At 59.6% G+C, this 17914-nt stretch carries 19 protein-coding genes and 1 pseudogene; 12 read left to right on the top strand and 8 right to left on the bottom strand.

Annotated elements, in window-relative coordinates; genetic code table 11:
* The first annotated feature begins 234 nt into the window (after positions 1–234).
* From AC1DM5_RS34465 to AC1DM5_RS34450, 4 genes are all read left to right on the top strand, one after another.
* Entirely contained in the window at positions 235–939 is a 705-nt protein-coding gene (locus AC1DM5_RS34465; protein WP_477976776.1) for a GntR family transcriptional regulator, read from the top strand.
* Between the two features lie 85 nt (positions 940–1024).
* The gene (locus AC1DM5_RS34460; protein ID WP_477824220.1) at positions 1025–1549 is read left to right on the top strand and encodes a flavin reductase family protein; all 525 of its coding nucleotides are present in this window, start codon (positions 1025–1027) and stop codon (positions 1547–1549) included.
* Positions 1550–1559: 10 nt separating this feature from the next.
* The gene (locus AC1DM5_RS34455; protein WP_477824219.1) at positions 1560–3041 is read left to right on the top strand and encodes a 4-hydroxyphenylacetate 3-hydroxylase family protein; all 1482 of its coding nucleotides are present in this window, start codon (positions 1560–1562) and stop codon (positions 3039–3041) included.
* The gene (locus tag AC1DM5_RS34450; protein WP_477824218.1) at positions 3038–3445 is read left to right on the top strand and encodes a cupin domain-containing protein; all 408 of its coding nucleotides are present in this window, start codon (positions 3038–3040) and stop codon (positions 3443–3445) included. The genes AC1DM5_RS34455 and AC1DM5_RS34450 overlap by 4 nt, the downstream gene beginning before the upstream one ends.
* A gap of 190 nt (positions 3446–3635) precedes the next feature.
* Here the strand turns inward: AC1DM5_RS34450 and AC1DM5_RS34445 are convergent, their stop codons facing one another.
* Positions 3636–4613, bottom strand: a complete 978-nt coding sequence (locus AC1DM5_RS34445; protein WP_477824217.1) for a LysR family transcriptional regulator — start codon at positions 4611–4613, stop codon at positions 3636–3638.
* A gap of 112 nt (positions 4614–4725) precedes the next feature.
* Between AC1DM5_RS34445 and AC1DM5_RS34440 the strand changes: the two genes are divergently transcribed.
* The 3 genes and pseudogenes from AC1DM5_RS34440 to AC1DM5_RS34430 all read left to right on the top strand — a co-directional run bounded on the left by AC1DM5_RS34440 (position 4726) and on the right by AC1DM5_RS34430 (position 8354).
* The gene (locus tag AC1DM5_RS34440; protein WP_477824216.1) at positions 4726–5121 is read left to right on the top strand and encodes a nuclear transport factor 2 family protein; all 396 of its coding nucleotides are present in this window, start codon (positions 4726–4728) and stop codon (positions 5119–5121) included.
* A gap of 374 nt (positions 5122–5495) precedes the next feature.
* A pseudogene (locus AC1DM5_RS34435) lies at positions 5496–7930 on the top strand (arylsulfatase).
* Between the two features lie 10 nt (positions 7931–7940).
* Positions 7941–8354: a hypothetical protein gene (locus AC1DM5_RS34430; RefSeq protein WP_477824215.1), complete on the top strand. Its 414-nt coding sequence runs from the start codon at positions 7941–7943 to the stop codon at positions 8352–8354.
* 65 nt (positions 8355–8419) lie between these two features.
* Here the strand turns inward: AC1DM5_RS34430 and AC1DM5_RS34425 are convergent, their stop codons facing one another.
* Entirely contained in the window at positions 8420–8866 is a 447-nt protein-coding gene (locus AC1DM5_RS34425; RefSeq protein ID WP_477976774.1) for a MarR family winged helix-turn-helix transcriptional regulator, read from the bottom strand.
* Between the two features lie 68 nt (positions 8867–8934).
* Between AC1DM5_RS34425 and AC1DM5_RS34420 the strand changes: the two genes are divergently transcribed.
* A complete protein-coding gene (locus AC1DM5_RS34420) occupies positions 8935–9309 on the top strand; it encodes a VOC family protein (RefSeq protein WP_477824213.1) in 375 nt (124 codons plus the stop codon).
* A gap of 239 nt (positions 9310–9548) precedes the next feature.
* Positions 9549–10034: a RidA family protein gene (locus AC1DM5_RS34415; protein ID WP_477824212.1), complete on the top strand. Its 486-nt coding sequence runs from the start codon at positions 9549–9551 to the stop codon at positions 10032–10034.
* Here the strand turns inward: AC1DM5_RS34415 and AC1DM5_RS34410 are convergent.
* Positions 10021–11022 (bottom strand): cupin domain-containing protein, encoded by a 1002-nt coding sequence (locus AC1DM5_RS34410; protein ID WP_477824211.1) that lies wholly within the window; start codon positions 11020–11022, stop codon positions 10021–10023. The two genes, AC1DM5_RS34415 and AC1DM5_RS34410, sit on opposite strands and share 14 nt — an antisense overlap.
* A gap of 201 nt (positions 11023–11223) precedes the next feature.
* Between AC1DM5_RS34410 and AC1DM5_RS34405 the strand changes: the two genes are divergently transcribed.
* On the top strand, positions 11224–11994 hold the full coding sequence (locus AC1DM5_RS34405; protein WP_477824210.1) for an alpha/beta hydrolase: 771 nt from the start codon (positions 11224–11226) through the stop codon (positions 11992–11994).
* Between the two features lie 117 nt (positions 11995–12111).
* Here the strand turns inward: AC1DM5_RS34405 and aac(6') are convergent, their stop codons facing one another.
* The 4 genes from aac(6') to AC1DM5_RS34385 form a co-directional block, all read right to left on the bottom strand.
* Positions 12112–12555, bottom strand: coding sequence for an aminoglycoside 6'-N-acetyltransferase (gene aac(6'), locus AC1DM5_RS34400; RefSeq protein WP_477824222.1), 444 nt, complete (start codon positions 12553–12555; stop codon positions 12112–12114).
* A gap of 50 nt (positions 12556–12605) precedes the next feature.
* Positions 12606–13637: an alpha/beta hydrolase family protein gene (locus tag AC1DM5_RS34395; protein ID WP_477824209.1), complete on the bottom strand. Its 1032-nt coding sequence runs from the start codon at positions 13635–13637 to the stop codon at positions 12606–12608.
* Positions 13638–13816: 179 nt separating this feature from the next.
* Positions 13817–15022, bottom strand: coding sequence for a sodium/glutamate symporter (gltS, locus tag AC1DM5_RS34390; protein ID WP_477824208.1), 1206 nt, complete (start codon positions 15020–15022; stop codon positions 13817–13819).
* 136 nt (positions 15023–15158) lie between these two features.
* On the bottom strand, positions 15159–15863 hold the full coding sequence (locus AC1DM5_RS34385) for an LssY C-terminal domain-containing protein (protein WP_477976778.1): 705 nt from the start codon (positions 15861–15863) through the stop codon (positions 15159–15161).
* A 263-nt stretch (positions 15864–16126) separates the two neighbouring features.
* Here AC1DM5_RS34385 and AC1DM5_RS34380 point away from each other — a divergent pair, with 263 nt between their 5' ends.
* Positions 16127–16600, top strand: a complete 474-nt coding sequence (locus AC1DM5_RS34380; protein WP_477976772.1) for a hypothetical protein — start codon at positions 16127–16129, stop codon at positions 16598–16600.
* Between the two features lie 49 nt (positions 16601–16649).
* Here AC1DM5_RS34380 and AC1DM5_RS34375 read toward each other — a convergent pair whose 3' ends face one another.
* The gene (locus tag AC1DM5_RS34375) at positions 16650–17306 is read right to left on the bottom strand and encodes a glutathione S-transferase family protein (protein ID WP_477824258.1); all 657 of its coding nucleotides are present in this window, start codon (positions 17304–17306) and stop codon (positions 16650–16652) included.
* A 404-nt stretch (positions 17307–17710) separates the two neighbouring features.
* Here AC1DM5_RS34375 and napE point away from each other — a divergent pair, with 404 nt between their 5' ends.
* Positions 17711–17908 carry a periplasmic nitrate reductase, NapE protein gene (gene napE / locus AC1DM5_RS34370; protein ID WP_477824275.1) on the top strand — a complete coding sequence of 66 codons (198 nt, stop codon included), beginning with the start codon at positions 17711–17713 and terminating at the stop codon, positions 17906–17908.
* Positions 17909–17914: the final 6 nt, after the last annotated feature.

The following is a 17914-nucleotide window of genomic DNA, read 5'->3' as shown; positions in this document are numbered from 1 at the left end:
CTGCATGATCATGCTCCTTTGTTGAAGAAGCTCGTCATGCTCTGCCCTTGCCGGACGACGTTCAATCCAGGCGCAATCTCCAGCCCGCGCCCTCTACCTCAACCGCAGACGCCCTCCCGCGCAGCGGGTTCGTTCTCCGGCCCGAAGCAGACATCGCAATCAGCGTACACGGCCAGTGAGAGTAACCGGTGAAAAAGACCATCTTGACTCTGTTATACACATCTTGTATACAACATGTCTATGTCACCCAACCCAGCTAGCGGCTTTGCCGCACTCCAGCGAGGTGATGCAGCGCAGGATGTCGTTTATGCGTGGCTGAAGCAGCACGTGCTGACACTGCCCCGCAATGAGGCGACTTTCTTGACGGAAGCGCAGGTCTGTCGAGAAACAGGCGTTTCGCGTACCCCGGTAAGGGAGGCGTTCCTGCGACTGGAAGCCGACGGGTTGTTGACGATTTTGCCCAAGAAGGGCGCGTATATCGCTCCGATCACGGAATCCGAGGTCGACGCGATCATGCAGGCGCGCGGTTTGGTCGAGGAATGGTGCTCCCGGGAGGCAAGCCGGTTTGGAAGTTCACTGGCCGATGAACTGGATCGGCTGATTGTCCAGCAGGAGCAGGTTCGAAGCGATCGCGTGGCGTTCATTGAAAGTGACCGGGAATTCCACCGGACAATCGTGAGAGCCGCCGGCAATCCGGTTCTCGCGACGTTTTACGAAAGCCTTCGCGATCGGCAAGTCAGAATGGGCGTGCATGCAATCTCCGTCGGCAGTCGGATCGACGACGTGTTGGCCGAGCATCGGGCGATAGCGGATGCGATCCGCGCCTCGCAGGCGGAGCAGGTCGTTGAGGCGGTTGGCGAGCATCTGGCTCGGACCTTGGCCGCGTTACGGGCACCCATGACCCGTCATTGGTCGCCAGACACGCGGACGGTCATCTAGGCTCGCAACATCCTGGAGGGCGAATTTGATCACTGAGATCACGGGATCGGCTATCGAATAGACCGGTCGACATCGGGGGGCGGGCATGGAACCAGACTTTGATGTGCGTGCATTCAAGCTGGCCTTGGGACAGTTCCCGACCGGGGTTTGCGTGGTCACCAGCGTGAACGGCCCGGAAAGGCTGGGTGTCACGATCAGCTCTTTCAACTCGCTTTCCTTCAACCCGCCGCTGATCCTTTTCTCCATGGATCGCCGCGCCGCGAGCATCTCCCAATGGATGAAGGTGAGCGGTTACACGATCAATGTGCTGTCCGAGAACCAGGCGAATTTGTCGAAGCGGTTTTCCAAACCGTTGACCAACAAGTGGGAAGGCATCGCCTGCGAGACTGAAGTGGGGCACGGCATCATCCTTGCTGGAACCGCTGCCGTTTTCCATTGCGCGCCTTGGGCTGCCAATGACGGCGGCGACCATCTGCTGTTCATCGGCAAAGTGACAGCATTCCAATCGTTTCGCGACCGTCGGCCGCTTGTTTACAGCAAGGGTCGATATGCCGCGCTGGAACGTGAAGTACGCATGGAAGCCTCCTGGCCTTTGCCAATGCACTATTGAGGGTGATGACATGTTGAAAACAGGCTCACAGCATATCGAAACCCTGCGCGACGGCCGACAGGTGTTCCTCGAAGGAAAGCTTGCAGATGACGTTACCGTCCACCCGGCCTTCAGCCGAACTATTGGTTCGATTGCGCGGCTCTATGATTTTCAATGCGCGGAACAGAACCGCTCCCTCATGACCTATGAGACGGACAGCAACACACCTGCAAGCCGAATCTGGCAGATGCCGGGTAACTACACCGAATTGGTGGAGCGGCGCCGGGCGATTGAGACCTGGGCATCGTTGCATTGCGGTTTCCTCGGCCGTGCGCCGGACCACGTGGCCTCCTGTCTGGCGGGTATGATGATGGGGATCGAGGTCTTTCAGGCCTACAATCCCAAGCGCGCCGCTGCTCTGGCGGAGTATTACCGCTATGCCTGCAAAAGCGATCTCTATCTGACATATGTAATCATCAATCCGCAGGCGGACCGGTCAAAGAGCGCAGGTCAGCAACAGGACCGCACCTTGACGGCCGGTGTCGTCGACCAGGACGGAGAAGGTCTGACGATCCGTGGCGCAAAGATGCTGGCCACGGGTGGCATCATGGCCAACGAGGTCTTCGTCACTTGCATTCAGCCGCTTTCGGAAGGCGACGAATCCTATGCTGTTTCCTTCGTGGTCCCCATGAACGCGCGTGGGCTTACGATAATGTCCCGCAAGTCCTACGAAGGGCACGCAACCAGCGTTTTCGACAGCCCGCTTGCCAGCCGCTTTGACGAGAATGATGCGATCCTCTACTTCGATGATGTCAAGGTGCCGTGGGATCGGGTTTTCATCAATCAGGACATCCGCATGTGTCAGGAGCAATTTCATGCCACACCTGCCCATGTCCTGCAGAACTATCAGGCACAAATTCGCCTGATGGTAAAATTGCGCTTTCTGGTCGGGCTGGCGCATCGGATGGCCGAGGCCAACGGCATTGTCGGCTTTCCCCAGGTGCGCGAGACGCTCGGCACACTGGCGGCGCAGTGCGCGATGGTCGACGCCCTGGTGCATGCCATGGAAGTCAAGGGCCAAAACCGCGGCGACTATTTCGTTCCAGACCGGCACACGCTCTATTCGGCACAGGTGCTCACCCAGAAGCTCTATCCGGAAGTGATTTCGGCGCTGCGCGAGCTCGCCGGTGGCGGACTGATCATGCTACCGTCGAGCATCGCGGACTTCGCCGATCCCCAGCTCAAAACCTTGATCGAAAAGACCCAGCAATCGCCTGTTACAAGTGCCGAGGGGCGGGTGAAACTCTTCAAGCTGGCCTGGGACGCAATAGGCTCCGAGTTCGGCTCCAGGCATACCCAATACGAGATGTTTTACGCGGGGGCGAATTTCGTTACCAGGAATCACAGCTACCGTACGTTCGACTGGCATTCAGGCACCCGATTGGTCGACGAGATGCTCGATTCCTACTCGCTCGAAAGCGAACTTCGCGCACACACGGCGGTGGACGTATGACATCGCCCTCGGCCACATTGAAGGAACATAAGGAATTCCATCAGGTGAACATGGGGGAGGGCTGGCACAGCCCACCCGGATATCCAGCCGGAATCGAGCAAAAGATATTGGCCGGATGGCTCGATGAAGAGAACGGCAGGGGTAATCGCACGCGATTGCTCCGCTTCCTGCCGAAGGCGCGGACCGAGAAGCCCTTCGTGCACACCTATTGGGAAGAGGTCTATCTTCTCGAAGGCGACCTCATCGTCGGTGATCCGTCGTCTGGAACCGTGTCTTACCCTGCACACACTTACGCATGCCGTCCTCCAGGGGTCTTTCATGGGCCCTTCAAATCAGAGATGGGCTGCCTGCTACTTGAGATTCACTATTACGAGACAGCATCTGACGGGAAGCCGCGAGTATGAAGCACCGTGGATGGCGACGGTCAGCCCTAAGCGGATGTAGCGGTTAGCCACCGCAAGCCTTCTCGGAAAGGCGCTCCAACCGTCAGCGGCATGACAACCTCCCGGCGGTCACGCTACCGGGAAAAGCTATTCGTCCCGGCGCGGTTTCGGAAAACTCTTGTTGATGCGCTTGGCGTCGGGAGGCCCCGCGTTACTGGTGCAGACGCAGACCTCGAGGAACAGCCGCGCCGATCACCGCCGCCTCGACGCCGTTGCTCTGGCGCAGGCCGGCGCGGATGGTGTCGATCACGGCGCGAAGCGGCGGCGCCATCTGCCGTTGGGCCGGATAGCAGAGGTAGTAGCCGGGGAAGGGGGCGGACCAGGTCTCGAGCAGCGCGACAAGGCGGCCTTCAGCGATGTGGCGCGCGATCAGCTGCTGGCTGGCGAATGCAACACCCACTCCGTCGACCGCCGCCTGCACCCCGAAGTCCTTCATGTTGGAGATAAGCGGGCCGTCGATTGCGACTTCGAACCACTTGCCGTTTTCCATGAACTCCCATTTGTAGGGCGTCTTCTGCCCCGGCCATCGCCAGGCGATGCAGCGATGGGCGAGAAGGTCGCGTGGATGAGCCGGCGTCCCGTGCCGGGCGAGATAGTCGGGCGAGGCGACCACGGTCTGGCGCAGGTCCGGGCCGAGTTTCACCGCGATGAGGTCCTTGTCGATCACCTCCCCGAGGCGGATGGCGACGTCATAGCCTTCGGCCACGATGTTGACGACGGCGTCGTCGAGCGTGACGTCGAGCACGACCTGCGGATAGGCATCGCTGAAGTCACGGAGGATCGGCGTCAGGTAGAGGTCCGCGGCTGCCCGGAAACAGTGCACCCGCACGGTCCCTGCGGGATGGGCGCGGCGCTCGCGGGTCTCGCCCAGCGCCTCCGCCAACTCCTCTACGGCAGGCTGTACCCGTTCGAAGAGCTTGGCCCCCGCCTCGGTCAGGGAGACGCTGCGGGTGGTGCGGTTGAACAGGCTGACCCCGAGCTGCTCCTCGAGCCCTCGGACCATCTGGCTGAGCGCCGAGGATGACACGCCGAGGTTCTCGGCCGCCCGGCTGAAGTTCAGCGAACCGGCAACGGCCACAAAGGCGCGGAGCTGGTTGAAGTCTCCGGCAGACGGAAGGGAAGGTTTCATGATCGCCCTCAATTGCTTAGCCCAGCTTACAAGGCTGATTAGTGCGCGCGGACTAAACGTTGCCGCCCGCATCCTTATACTCAGCTGGACACGAGAGTTGAAGGAAACCACGATGACGTTGCAGAACACGCCGCCCACGGGAAACATAGACGAATTGGTCGCCTTGGCGAAAACCTACTTCGATGCCGCCTACGCGATGGACGCCGACACGTTCGCGACCATCTTCGACCCCGCGGCCTTGGTCACCAGGCGCGGCGATGGCGACAGCGTGGTGGTTACCCCTGTTGCCGCCTGGCTCGATGCGGTCCGGAGCCTGACCTCACCGCAGGATGCCGGCAGCGCGCGCGCCGACCAGATCCTCTCCATCGCCATTGCCCGTGACATGGCGCTGCTCAAGCTCCGCCTGCGGATCCCGCCCCGCGAGGTGACTGACCTGCTGTCGTGCTTTTACCTCAACGGGCGCTGGCAGATCGTCCAGAAGGTGTTCGCCGCCGAGATCCTGGCCTGAAGGATCCGCCATCGATCCTCAACGGTCACAAGCAGAGCCAGATTGGGAAGCTCTTACCGTGGAATTATGCGGTGACGTAGCGCGGGCCCAAAGACCACAGTCGGCCGACATGTTCGTCCGGGTTCGGTCCGAAGCGGACTTAGTGCCCCTGCGGGGCACGCGTTACCAACCGGCGTTTTTGCTGTATACTGCGCCCGCAATCATGCATTCTTATCTACGGTTGTATGCGTCTTGGGAGGGAAGCGCTGCCAACGATTGCTCCTGCTCATTCTGGCCAGACCGATCCGGGGTCAAACCTCTGTGCTCTCACGAGCGAATATTGGTTCCGTACTTCTTGGTAGACGCTGCTCCGCTTAGCCAAGAGGAGGGGTTCCATGCGTCGCTACGGTGTGTTGCACATTTCTCGCAGCGTTCTTGCAGCGCTGGGGTTTACAGCGTTGACGGGGATTGGCTGTCCGGCGGCTTTCGCGCAGTCAGCAAGTGGGGCACCTGGAGCTACCATCACGCTCGACGGCAAGCAGCTTCCCCCTCCCACGCCGGAATTCGGAGGGGTGATTATGGAGAAGGCCTCGGAGTCTCAGCCCTGGTGGGCGCCCCGTGTCACGCCGCCAAAGGGCGCGCCGAACGTGTTGCTTATCATGACGGATGATCAGGGGTTTGGGGCACCAGGCACCTTCGGCGGCGTCATTCCCACGCCCGCGATGGATCGCATCGCGAACCAGGGGCTGCGCTTTACCAATTTCCACTCGACCTCGCTCTGTTCGCCGACGCGGGCGCTTTGATCACGGGACGAAACCATCATTCGGTCGGTGCCGGAGTGGTGGGCGAGATCGCCACCGGATTTCCGGGTTACGACTCGATCATACCGATCGAGAAAGGAACCATTGGCACGATCCTCAAGGAGAACGGCTACGCGACGTCGTGGTTCGGCAAGAACCACAACACGCCCTCCTATCAGTCCAGCCAGGCAGGGCCGTTCAACCAGTGGCCGAACGGCATGGGCTTTGAGTATTTCTATGGCTTCGTCGGTGGCGATGCCAGCCAATGGCAACCGAACCTTTATCGCAACACGACGGCGATCTATCCCTTCGAGGGCAAGCCAAGCTGGAATTTGGAAACCGCGATGGCCGATGAAGCCATCCAGTACATGAAGCAATTGAAGGAGATCGCACCCGGCAAGCCCTGGCTCGTTTATTACGTACCCGGTGCCACCCATGCGCCGCATCATCCCACGCCGGAATGGGTGAAGAAGATCGGCGACATGCATCTCTTCGACGAGGGCTGGAACAAGCTGCGCGAGACGATCTTCGCCAACCAGAAACGGCTGGGCATCATGCCGGAGAACGCCCAATTGACGCCGTGGCCGAAGGAGCTGCCGGAATGGGATAGCTTGAGCCTGGAAGAGAAAAAACTCTTCATCAAGCAGGCGGATGTCTACGGCGCTTACCTTGCCTATGCCGATAATGAGATCGGCCGGGTCATTCAGGCGGTCGATGACCTCGGCGAACTCGACAATACCCTGATCATCTATATCGGCGGCGACAACGGTGCGAGTGCCGAAGGCATGCTCAACGGCACGCCGAACGAGTTCACGACCTTCAATGGCATCCCGGTGCCGGTGAAGGATCAGTTCCTCTGGTATCCGTTCTGGGGATCGGAACGGACATTCCCGCATTTCGCTGCTGGATGGGCCTGGGCGATGGACACACCGTTCAAATGGGTGAAGCAGGTGCCGTCGCATTTCGGCGGAACCTCGCAAGGGGTGGTCATGTCCTGGCCCGGCCACATCACTGACGTGGGCGGCATCCGCCGCCAGTTCTCGCATGTGATCGACATCGTGCCGACCATCCTCGAAGCCACCGGCATCCCCGCACCCGAGACGATCAACGGCATCGCGCAGAAGCCGGTCGAAGGCGTGAGCATGATGTATACGTGGGCCAACGCCAACGCTCCCGGCCGACACACGACGCAATATTTCGAGATGCTCGGCAATCGCGCCATCTACGACAATGGCTGGGTGGCGGCGACGACGCCGGCGACGCGCCCCTGGGAACTGAGCACCGCGACGCCGCCTGATGTCATCACCGGCTACAACTGGGAACTCTACAACGTCAACGACGACCCGACCCAGTTCAACGACCTTGCCGCCAAGATGCCTGACAAGCTCAAGCAGATGCAGGACCTCTTCTATTCCGAGGCGAAGAAGTACAACGTCCTGCCGCTGGACAACTCGACGCTTGCCCGGTGGAACACGCCGCGCCCGAACCTTACGGCCGGACGGACCGAGTTTACCTATTCGGGGGAGCTGAGCGGTGTGCCGCCCAGTGCCGCGCCGAGCATTTTGAACAAGTCCTATACGATCACGGCTGAGGTCGAGATACCCGATGGCGGTGCGGACGGCATGATCGTCACCGAGGGCGGACGGTTCGGCGGCTACGGCCTGTTCCTCAGCAAAGGCGACTTCGGCGTCGGGCGCGGCAAGGTCGTCTTTCTCTACAACCTTCTCGACCTGAAACGCACGATGTGGGAGGGACCGGAACTGGAACCGGGCAAGCATCAAATCGTCTTCGCGTTCAAGTCCGATGGTCCCGACCTCGGCAAGGGCGGTAGCGGTGTCTTGTCGGTGGACGGCAAGCAGGTGGCGACAAACTCGCTGGACCATACGATCCCGGTTACCTTTCCGGAGGATGAAAGCTTCGATGTCGGACAGGACACCCGCACAGGGGTCGCCATGGTCGAGTATCGCTACGACGCTCCGTTTACGTTCTCCGGCACAATCGACAAGCTGACGTTCAAGCTCGGGCAATAGTGGGGGCGGCATGTTTGGAACGATGGCTGCAAATGCCAGGCTGCTGTTTTCGGTAACGGGCGTGGTCGAAGCCGCGACGGGACTGGCATTGCTGATTGCACCAGCGCTCGTGGTTCAAATACTGCTCGGGGCCGCGCCAGACACGCCGGCCGGTGCGACCGCCGCCCGTGTTGCCGGAGCGGCCCTGCTGAGCCTGGCCGTCGCTTGCTGGCTTGCGCGGGATGAATTGGAAGGCAAGGCTGCCAGGGGATTGGTGACAGCGATGCTGTTCTACAACTTCGCCGTGGTCGCAATACTCATTCTTGGGTGGCTTCGCCATGGCATCGCCGGCATCGCTTTCTGGCCTGTTGTCGCGGCCCACATCGCGCTGGGTGTCTGGTGTGCGGTGTGCGGCTTGGCGTCTACCCACATTGCGGATCGTTAGCGATATCGGCGACTTCAGCTATTGGCGCGTCCATCACGCTGCGATCATCGACTATAGGATTTCAGTCACGGCATGGCCTCTGCTATCCGCAGCAAGGCTGAATAGATGATCTCGGGATCATCGGGTGCAACGGCATTTCGGACGAGGCCTTCGGCGTTGGCGACAATCTCGTGTGCTGCACGCAATGCAGCGCGCCCGTCCGGCGTAAGCTCGGTCGTAAGGACCCGCCCATGTACCGGGTGGGCCGTTCGCTTGATGAGGCCGTCCCGTTCGAGTGTCGCTATGATGGATTGCATCGTCTGCGGTGTTACGAAGGCCCGCCGCGCAAGCTCCGCACTTGACAGGCCCGCGCTGACCTCAAGCCCCGCCAGTACCGAGTATTGCGGGGTCGTCAATCCGATGTTTCTGAGTCCGGTGTCGAGATGGCCCCGCAGCGCTTGCTGCGCCCGCTTCAGCGCATATCCGAGCGAGCGGTAGGTGTCATCAACAGGCGGATCAATCAGGCTGGACATATCAGTACCCTTATATTATATCAGGGCGCTGACGATACTGCGTCAGGTATAAAAAGGAAAGATAGCTCATGCCTCGCCTCATTGGACCGGATTTCATCGGGATACAGACAAAGGATCTGGACGCCGCACGGACCTTCTATCGGGACATTGTCGGGCTTACGCCATCGGCAAAAGCCCCTCCGGGCGCGATTGTTTTTGAAACGCACCCCATCCCATTCGCCGTCCGCACGCCGATCGAGGACTTTGACGACACGCAGAAGCTGGGGGTTGGCATCGCGATCTGGTTTGGCTGCGATGACGCTGACGAATTGCACGCTCATTTGCGCGAGCGCGACGTGCGGATAGCTTTCCCGCCGAAGGACGGCCCGTTCGGACGCTATTTCGCCTTCGTCGATCCATTTGGCTATACGATAACCGCGCATACCCTCCAGACAAGTAACTGAAACGGCCCCGCAGACGCGCAGCCCCTAACTGAAATGTGAATACTTTCTCTCGCGGATTTCCGGAATTCTGCAGCAAATGCGACCAACGGTCGCTTTCGGCCCATAGCGGCCTCTCACTAGATGAAGTTATCGCTACACCTGATCGGGGATTGCTGGGTTCGAGCAGACCTCTTTTCGTTGCGGCGCCACTGACCGCGTCTCGTTAGAACTTCCCAAGCAATAACAGGAGTCGATCACCAATGTCGCATATCGAAAGCCAGCTACAACGGTTGGGGCTAGAACTTCCGGCGCCGATCCTGCTTCCGCCTAACGTGAAACTCTCCTTCCCCTGGGTCCGCATTTCAGGGTCAAGGGCTTATATTTCCGGACACGGGCCGCTCAATTCAGACGGCTCGATTGCTGGACCGCTCGGAAAGGTGGGGAAAGATCTGTCGCTGGAAGAAGGCTACCATGCCGCTCGCCTGACCGCACTGGCAATGTTGGCCAGCCTGAAAGTTGCGTTGGGTGACCTAGACCGGGTGGACAGCTGGCTTCGCGTTTTTGGCATGGTGAATACAGATCCCTCCTTCAACTCATATCCACTCGTTATCAATGGCTTCAGCGACCTTATCGCAGAGGTTTACGGCGGCGAACGCGGCTCCCACGCCCGCTCCGCAATAGGCGTGGCAGGCCTACCATTTGATCTTCCCGTCGAGATTGAAGCCGAGGTGCTTATACGGCCTTAGCGACGGCTTGGACGCCAGCTTGGTCAAGATCGGTCGGCGACTCCTGATCAGGAAATTCCCCTGGCCTCGGGCCGCCGTCAGCGCGCCGAGCTGCTCGATAGCGGCCGGGTGACAGGCCGTGGTGCCGATGGAACAATTTCGAGAACGCCGCGACGGTTTCGTAGCCAACGCGGCTTGCGATCCGGGCAATCCCCTCATCGCTTGTTTCCAGTAGAAACGCAGCCTCCGACATCCGGCGTGCGATCAGATAGCGCTGCATGGACTGACCGACGAGCCTGGTGAAGCGAGCCGAAAACACCGAGCGGCCGAGCCCCACGCGGTGTGCGAGGTCGCGAAGTGTCCAGGGCAGATCCGGTCGCTCGTGGATCAACTCGAGCGCTTGTCCAATATAGGGGTCCGCCATCGCCCCAAGCCATCCGCCTTCTCCTGGCCGAAGAGATTTGATCCAGCTTCGCAACACCTCGACGAAGAGCACCTCTGTCATTCGCGAGAGCGCGACGCGTTGGCCGGGACGTTCAAGCGCCGACTCGCTCACCATGCGTCGCAGGATAGCCTCGAGCCAATCACCGTCCATCGCCGGCTTCAGGAGAAGTACGGGCGGAAGCAGTTCCATCACGCTACCGCGCGCGGGCCACGAGAGAATGAAATTGCCACAGATCATCGTCGAGAGCGGCTGCGCGCTGCCTCCGTGACGCACGACGCCAAGATGTGCAGGTCGATCGAGGTCCGTAACCAGGAATGGCTTCGTCCCGCTATCCGAGTAAATCAAATGGGGCTCGCCGCGTGTGATGACGACGAGATCGCCCTCCGCCATGCGGAGCTCTTGCCCCTGTTCGAGCGCGAGGGTGGCTGTGCCACGACTGAGATAATGGAACAGGGCGTAGGGGCGCTCCGGCAAGGCCAGGTTCCAGGGATGACCGAGCTCGAAGTGAAAGAGCAGGGTGCCGCTAAGTCGAACGCGATCGAGCACTTCGGCGAGGATGTCCATGCCTGATGTTAGTCCGCCGTACGATCGGACACAATATCCGGACGATCGGGGCCTAACCTCCCGGAACTCTTCGTATTATTTGGTGTCGAGGTGAGCCGACAGGGTCACCCAGCAAGCAATCTGGAAAACTGCCGCAACACGTACCCAAGTGCCTGCCCTTTTCCATGGGCGGGGTTGTCGGCATCCCAACAGGAGCAAGCAATGCGAAATAGACTACTCTTAGCCGCCACCGTTCTCGCCGCCGGAGCAGCGTTTGCCGCATCCGCCCAATCGGCCAGTCTACCCGAAGGGGCGGCGCACAATATCGTGCTCGTACATGGCGCTTTCGTCGACCAGACAAGCTGGAAGCCCGTTGCCGACATTCTCACGAAGAAGGGCTATAGCGTAACGCTGGTCGAAAATCCGCTCACGTCGCTGACTGCGGATGTCGATGCCACCAAGCAGGCATTGGCGAAGCAGGATGGCAAGACCGTCCTCGTTGGTCACTCCTGGGCCGGCGTGGTCATCACGCAAGCCGGTGACGAACCCAAGGTCTCGGCGCTCGTCTACGTCTCCGCCTTCGCCCCTGACGTTGGAGAATCTCTGGCGGCCCTGGCCAAGCACGGCCCGGCAACCGAAGGCACCAATGCAATTCATCCCGACGACAAGGGCAACCTGTATATCGATCCCAAGGTGTTTCCGACCGCGGTCGCGGCCGACCTTCCGCTGAAGATTGCCGAATCCCTGGCGAACTCGCAGCTTCCGCTGAACGTCACAGCCTACGAGGCTCCGGTCGATATCGCGGCCTGGCACGACAAGCCGACATTCTATGTGATCACCACGAAGGACAGGGTCATCGCACCGGAGGCGCAGAAACTGTTCGCGGCCAGGATGAAGGCCAAGATCACGGATGTGGCTGGCAGCCATGCTTCGCTCGTCGTCCATGCAGACGAGGTTGCTGCCGTCATTGAAAAGGCCGCGCTCACGAAGTGACGATCCTGCTCCCGGTGCCGCCGTGCCGGGAGCACCTCTCTCCGCAGGAAACACGCAGCGCTCCGGCCTTTGCGAGTGAGTTTCGCGACAAGCCATCCCGTGGAAGGGCAACACGGACTACAGGGTTTTTCGGAAGAACACGACGCGCTGGGTCTCCGCAAATCCCAATGCAGCATGGAGCGCATGGCTGGCTGTGTTCTCAAGCAGCGCGTCGGAGCCAAACTCGACGCATCCAAGCGACTTCCCCCATTCGGCAACCGCGTTGCACAGCAATCGCGCAATACCCCTTCGCCTGTCAGCGGGCCGGACATAGATCCCTTCAAGGAACAGGACTGGTGAGCTACTGCATCCGTTCACGTAATCATGACGTAAAGTGGCCTCTGCAAGCCCGATAGCTTCATTCGCATCATTTCGAGCGATGAACGCGGCTGCTTTTCCATTTCCTGAAAGAAACGACCGAGCCAGATCGGCGCAATGGTCTTCAAGCGAATGATGCGGCCATAGCGCAATGCGAAGCTGCGCCCATGGCTCAACATCTTTTATGGTCCCAATCTCAATAATTGATTCCATATTGCGGCTCCTTCCTTGTCGCAAGAATCCCGCAGAGCGTGTCAAAAGTCGGACGCGGTTTTTGAGAACAGCTCGATCGCCAACGCTGCTGTCCGATCATGAATCCACCGGCGATCAACGCCAGGCGCATCAGCGCATATTTCGGTTTCAAGGACCTTACCCCATTCGGAGCATTCGCACAGGAAGGTGTAGTGACCAGCCATCGGATCGAGCAAATCCATCGTGCTGTTTGGTAGTTGTTCGTGCACCCATGCAGCGCACAGGTCGGAAGGGGCTTCGATATCAGCGCCGACAGCCGCAATGGCAACCGGCACAGGAATCTTGCTCAGGCTTTCGCCTGTCAGGCCCCGCACCGTGGGCGCCGGTGCGCAAAGAAGAGCGGCTTTGATCCTTGAATCCTTATAGGACGATGATTGCCGGTTCCATGAGGTGCGGAACACGGCACTGGTTTCCAGCAGTGGAGTAACCTGCTCCCCAAGGTCCGGAAACTCTCTCGGACCATTGCCCGAAGGCTTGTCATGAGCCCAGTCGAGAAACAGCGTCATGTCGGTGATGGCACCGAGTAATGACAGTACGGTGTAACCGCCCAGAGAGAACCCTGCCGCAAAGGTGCGATCGAGATCAAGCCGCCCTGCAAATTGCCCCTCGGCAGTATGATAATCCAGCAAAACGGTCAGGTCACGAGCGCGTTCCCACCAGCACAGGAAGCCCTCCGGACGATATTGTTCCGAAGCGGTGTTACCATGATGATCGATGCCGATTGCAACGAAGCCCGCTTTGGCCAGGCGTTGACCGAGCCAACCAAGACCGGCTGCCGTTCCTCCGGTTCCATGCGAGAGCAGTACAAGGGGATAGGCCTCTTCTCGGCTTGCCAGGCGTGCATCGTCCACCGACTCCTCGGTGAGGAAAAAGGATCGATCTGGCTTCTCAGGAAGAGCGGCTTTTCCCATGGGATCTTCAGTCGGATACCATGCTGACCAGGCCAGGGGCCGGGAGCCGTCACCAGCCCAATTCGATCGGCTGCTGTCTTCTACTTTACCTGTGGTGAAGCCAACCTTGAACACAATCTCCATCCATCGCCAGTTTTATCCTCTGACAGGAGGGGAAAATTACTTAAAATTGTCAACGCGGATCATCGCTTTCTGTTCAAACTTCCATTGGGCTGGATTCCGTATTTCGACGTGCCGTAGCGACAGTTTTTGCGACAAGTGAGTGCGCAGAACGATTCACGAAAATATCTCCGCGGGACCAATCACCGAACAAGGAACCCAAGCACTGCTGCGTTTGCAAGATCGATGAAGAATGCGGAGACGAGCGGCAGGATGATGAACGCGATGGTCGCTGCTCCGTGGATCTTGGTGACCGCCGTCATGTTGGCTATTGCCGTCGGGGTAGCTCCAAGCGAAATCCCGCAAAAGCCGGCGGAAATGACCGCCGCATTGTAGTTGCGCCCCATGGCCGGGAACACGACCAGGATGATGTAGACGATGGCCACAAGCGTCTGCACCGCCAGCACGATCGCGAGCGAAAGGCCGAGCCCGCTCAGGCCCCATAACTGCATGCTCATCAAAGACATCGCCAGGAATATGTTCAGCGAGAGATCGGATATGAGTGCCAGACCGCGGGTGTGCGTCGGCCAGGGCAAGCGCGGGGCCAGGATCGGAATGGTGTTCGTCATCACAATGGCGGTCAGCAGACAGACGACGAACAGGGGAAGATTGATTCCGGCTTCAAGGATAATCTCGTGCAGGGCGTAGCCGATGATGATCGCAATATTTGTTACCAGCAATGTGCGCAACAGGCTGATGTAACTGACATCGTCTTCGTGGCCACCAGCAGCATCCCGCGGCACCCCGATCGTCAACTCCTCGTCCTTGGGGCCGCTTAGGCCATTCCGGGTGATCAGATATTGTGCGACTGGTCCTCCGACGAGGCTGGCGACGACCAGGCCGAGCGTTGCGCTGGCAATGCCGATTTCGAGAGCATTGGTGAGACCGAAACGGCTCGACACAATCGGAGCCCAGGCAATCGTCGTGCCGTGTCCGCCGATCAGCGAGGTCGAACCGAGAAGGATTGCCATGCCTTGTGGAAGACCGAGCACCTCGCTGGCCCCCATGGAAATGAGGTTCTGGATCACAAGAAACGCAAGCGTGACGCCCAGCAGGATGAGAAACGGCTTGCCTCCGGCAAGGAGATCGGAGAGCCGCGCGTTCAGGCCGACGCCGGTGAAAAAGTAAAGCAGCAACAGGTCGCGTGCGCCAAGCGTGAAGCTGATCTCGATGCCGAGGAACTCATAGGCTGCGAGCGTCACGAACGCTGCCAGGAGCCCGCCCGTGACCGCCTCCGGGATGCTCCAGCGGGTGAGGGCGGGGATGAGCCGATTGAGATTCGCGCCCGCGAAGAACACGAGGATCGCTATGGTGAACGACAGCAGTCCCGGGACCTGTATTGTCGACATGTGCCACCTTCACCGCCAGACGCGCCTTGTCGGTTGCAAAACACTGACACACGCGCTTTGACTGAACCAGTGAAAATATTATTTCGTCGTCTCGCTGCTCCTCGGACACCATCTCGCACCTGGCTTCTGCGGCCTGCTACTGGTTTCGAAGCACGCCGACGAGAGCCTTTCCGTCGGTGAAATAGGGATCGCCGCCTCCGTTGCGACCGTCTTTGGTCGGTCCGATGCCATTGATCTCATAGCTCGACAAAAGTTGCCCGGCCTTGAGAAGATCGCTGATGACAAGGTCTCGCTCTGCGTCGACATCAGGGCCGATATGATGCGTGATTTGACCGGTATCGTGGCTGAAGCCGACGCCCCGATCAAAACTTGCCGAGCCCAGCCAGTGCGGGCGATCATTTGGGCCGGTTTGTTCGGTCAGCCAAAAACGAACATGGTTGCGTTCGTCGGCGCTTTTGCCCACGGGCTTTTCGAAAGCCAGATCCTGTTTTCTGCCCTCAAAAAGCAGTGGGCTGACCGGCGCATCGAGATCAGGCCGATCAAGCACCACGCTCAGTCCGATATCGATCGATGTGCGCAAGGTAATCTTATCGGCAGGATCCCATCCGGCTGCCGCGAACGCCCGGATGACCTCTTCCTTCGAACCGACAAGACCGACATTGATGGGGTCGCCGGGAATACCCTGCTCGGTGGTCGTGACCATGTTGCCAACCTTGGCAACGCGGTCGGCATCGTGAAAAATCCAGATTTCGGGAATGACGAAATAGGCAAGCAGCAAATATGTGAACAGCAGGGCAGCCACGGTGCTCGTCGCCATGCGGATTCTCGTGCGATGAAGCATTGGAAATCCCCCAGATTGCCAGGGAGGATCATACGCCGAACATGCGGCGGCGACATTCATAATTTGCAGTTGGCTTCGGCAGCAACTGCCACCGACCGCTTGTGGCGCAAAGCGGTCAAGGCTTTCGCTAGCTTTCGGCCCGAAGCGAATATAGAAGCCCGGATTTTTAGGACGGCTTTGTGCTCCCAGGTCGGTCGTTCGTTTGCCACCACCTCAACCGAGTCTATGAACAAGGTATCGCCAGATAATCAGGCGAGGGGCTCATGGAACGCTACCGGAAATTGCTGGTCTTAGGGATGAACGAGGCAATTAAGCAGGGCAGGATATCCCTTGCTGCCCCGCCCAGTGATGGTCCAACCGACGAGGATGGTCACCTGTTTGCCGGTACTGCCGGATATCCGTCCGTGGTGCTCTGGGAGAGCATCAGCTACGGCGAGCTGCGTGTTTCGGTTTGGTGGAACTACGACCACTCGAAACACCCTCAAGCCGAATGCTCAGGAAACGCACGCGAGCGGTTCAGTCACAGCAGGCCCTTAGCGGGGAAAGTCCATTACCCGAAATTTATAGGCGCGACCGCAAGCGCCTGGCTTGAACGGAAAACCGGCAAGCATCTTCAGGGAAATGGCAAACACTATGTATTCGACACCTATCTTCGGGCTGACATGAAGGAAGAGCTTCATGCTATTCCCGATCCAAAGCCAGAAGGCTATGAAGCCGAGGGGCAATTTTTCCTGTAGATTTCGCCGCGCTCGGTCACGGCTTCGCCGCCCATCGACCCTATCAGGACTATTGCCCGCCAGCCGATATGGCCAGGAATACCGCCTTCTGCGCTTCGAAAGCGCGCTTATATGCAGGGCGCGCTTGCCCGCGCGCGATGTACGCGCAGAGGTTTGGATATTCGTCCAGCAGGGCCGATGCCTCCAGCCTCAGCAGTACCGAGATCATTTGCAGGTCGCCGGCGCTGAAAATCCCGTCCAGCCAGTCGGCATCGCCAAGCCGGGCGGAGAGTTCGCCGAGCCGCTTGCGGATGCGGTCGTTGACGTAGACCATGCGCTCTTCGTACCAGGCCTCCTTGCCCTCCTGATATCTGGCGGTTTCGCGGTCGACGATGACAGGCTCCATCGTGGAGACGGCGGCGAAGATCCATGCGATGGCGCGGGCGCGGGCATTTTCATCGTCGGGCAGCAGGCCGGCATGATGCTTGGCGATATGCAGGATGATGGCGCCGGATTCGAAGAGGGTGAGATCGCCTTCCTCATAGGTCGGGATCTGCCCGAAGGGCTGAAGCGCAAGATGGGCCGCCTGCTTCATCGCCTTGAACGAGACAAGGCGAACTTCATAGGGCTGGCCGACTTCCTCGAGCGCCCAGCGAACGCGCATGTCACGTGCCAGACCCTTGCCGCGATCGGGCGAGCGTTCAAAGGCGGTAATGGTAATCGTCATGATCGTTCTCCTTCCTGTCCGTCTGGAAGACGCGCGGGCGGGCGGGAATCCGACAGGCGATGTCGGAAATAATCCCCGCGCGCGGGCCAAGCGGAGCCCGGCCTTGCGCCATCGCTCACCCATGGAACGATAGCCGTGCCGGTCACAAAGAACGAGACCTGGCAGGATGCGTTGGTCCGGCAAGGCCGGGTTGGCCGCGCGGTGGATTCAATCTCGTCGGCTGGCTGCTTTGATCTCTGTCAAGGACTGCCGGGCGAGCGTGCGATACACCGGTCTCGCATAGCCGATTTCCCGATCGTGAAGCGCTGGCGAAAGTCGCGATAACAGATGGAGATTGGCCGGACACGCTTAAAGGGTTATACCAGTTGCGTCGGCAACTCTGGGAGGACGTTGTGGCTCAAATCATGGATTCTGTCGGAGAGTTCAGGAAGAAGCGCCGGCGGGAGCTGTTGACGTTCGCCGTGCTCGCTTTCGGGATCTGGCCCGTTGTCGCTGTCGGGGTCGTCGGCGGTTATGGCTTCCTGGTCTGGATGTACCAGATCGTCAATGGGCCGCCGGGTCCTCATGAGGTCAAGCCCGCGCCTTCAGCCTCGGTAGAGTGAGGATCG

Source organism: Rhizobium sp. 01T437 (assembly GCF_056398505.1).
This window is presented reverse-complemented; position numbering and strand designations above follow the sequence as displayed.

Coding starts and splice junctions, on each gene's coding strand:
- AC1DM5_RS34465 (WP_477976776.1), top strand. CDS start 235: ATGTCTATGTCACCCAACCCAGCTAGCGGCTTTGCCGCACTCCAGCGA.
- AC1DM5_RS34460 (WP_477824220.1), top strand. CDS start 1,025: ATGGAACCAGACTTTGATGTGCGTGCATTCAAGCTGGCCTTGGGACAG.
- AC1DM5_RS34455 (WP_477824219.1), top strand. CDS start 1,560: ATGTTGAAAACAGGCTCACAGCATATCGAAACCCTGCGCGACGGCCGA.
- AC1DM5_RS34450 (WP_477824218.1), top strand. CDS start 3,038: ATGACATCGCCCTCGGCCACATTGAAGGAACATAAGGAATTCCATCAG.
- AC1DM5_RS34445 (WP_477824217.1), bottom strand. CDS start 4,613: ATGAAACCTTCCCTTCCGTCTGCCGGAGACTTCAACCAGCTCCGCGCC.
- AC1DM5_RS34440 (WP_477824216.1), top strand. CDS start 4,726: ATGACGTTGCAGAACACGCCGCCCACGGGAAACATAGACGAATTGGTC.
- AC1DM5_RS34430 (WP_477824215.1), top strand. CDS start 7,941: ATGTTTGGAACGATGGCTGCAAATGCCAGGCTGCTGTTTTCGGTAACG.
- AC1DM5_RS34425 (WP_477976774.1), bottom strand. CDS start 8,866: ATGTCCAGCCTGATTGATCCGCCTGTTGATGACACCTACCGCTCGCTC.
- AC1DM5_RS34420 (WP_477824213.1), top strand. CDS start 8,935: ATGCCTCGCCTCATTGGACCGGATTTCATCGGGATACAGACAAAGGAT.
- AC1DM5_RS34415 (WP_477824212.1), top strand. CDS start 9,549: ATGTCGCATATCGAAAGCCAGCTACAACGGTTGGGGCTAGAACTTCCG.
- AC1DM5_RS34410 (WP_477824211.1), bottom strand. CDS start 11,022: ATGGACATCCTCGCCGAAGTGCTCGATCGCGTTCGACTTAGCGGCACC.
- AC1DM5_RS34405 (WP_477824210.1), top strand. CDS start 11,224: ATGCGAAATAGACTACTCTTAGCCGCCACCGTTCTCGCCGCCGGAGCA.
- AC1DM5_RS34395 (WP_477824209.1), bottom strand. CDS start 13,637: ATGGAGATTGTGTTCAAGGTTGGCTTCACCACAGGTAAAGTAGAAGAC.
- gltS (WP_477824208.1), bottom strand. CDS start 15,022: ATGTCGACAATACAGGTCCCGGGACTGCTGTCGTTCACCATAGCGATC.
- AC1DM5_RS34385 (WP_477976778.1), bottom strand. CDS start 15,863: ATGCTTCATCGCACGAGAATCCGCATGGCGACGAGCACCGTGGCTGCC.
- AC1DM5_RS34380 (WP_477976772.1), top strand. CDS start 16,127: ATGGAACGCTACCGGAAATTGCTGGTCTTAGGGATGAACGAGGCAATT.
- AC1DM5_RS34375 (WP_477824258.1), bottom strand. CDS start 17,306: ATGACGATTACCATTACCGCCTTTGAACGCTCGCCCGATCGCGGCAAG.
- napE (WP_477824275.1), top strand. CDS start 17,711: ATGGATTCTGTCGGAGAGTTCAGGAAGAAGCGCCGGCGGGAGCTGTTG.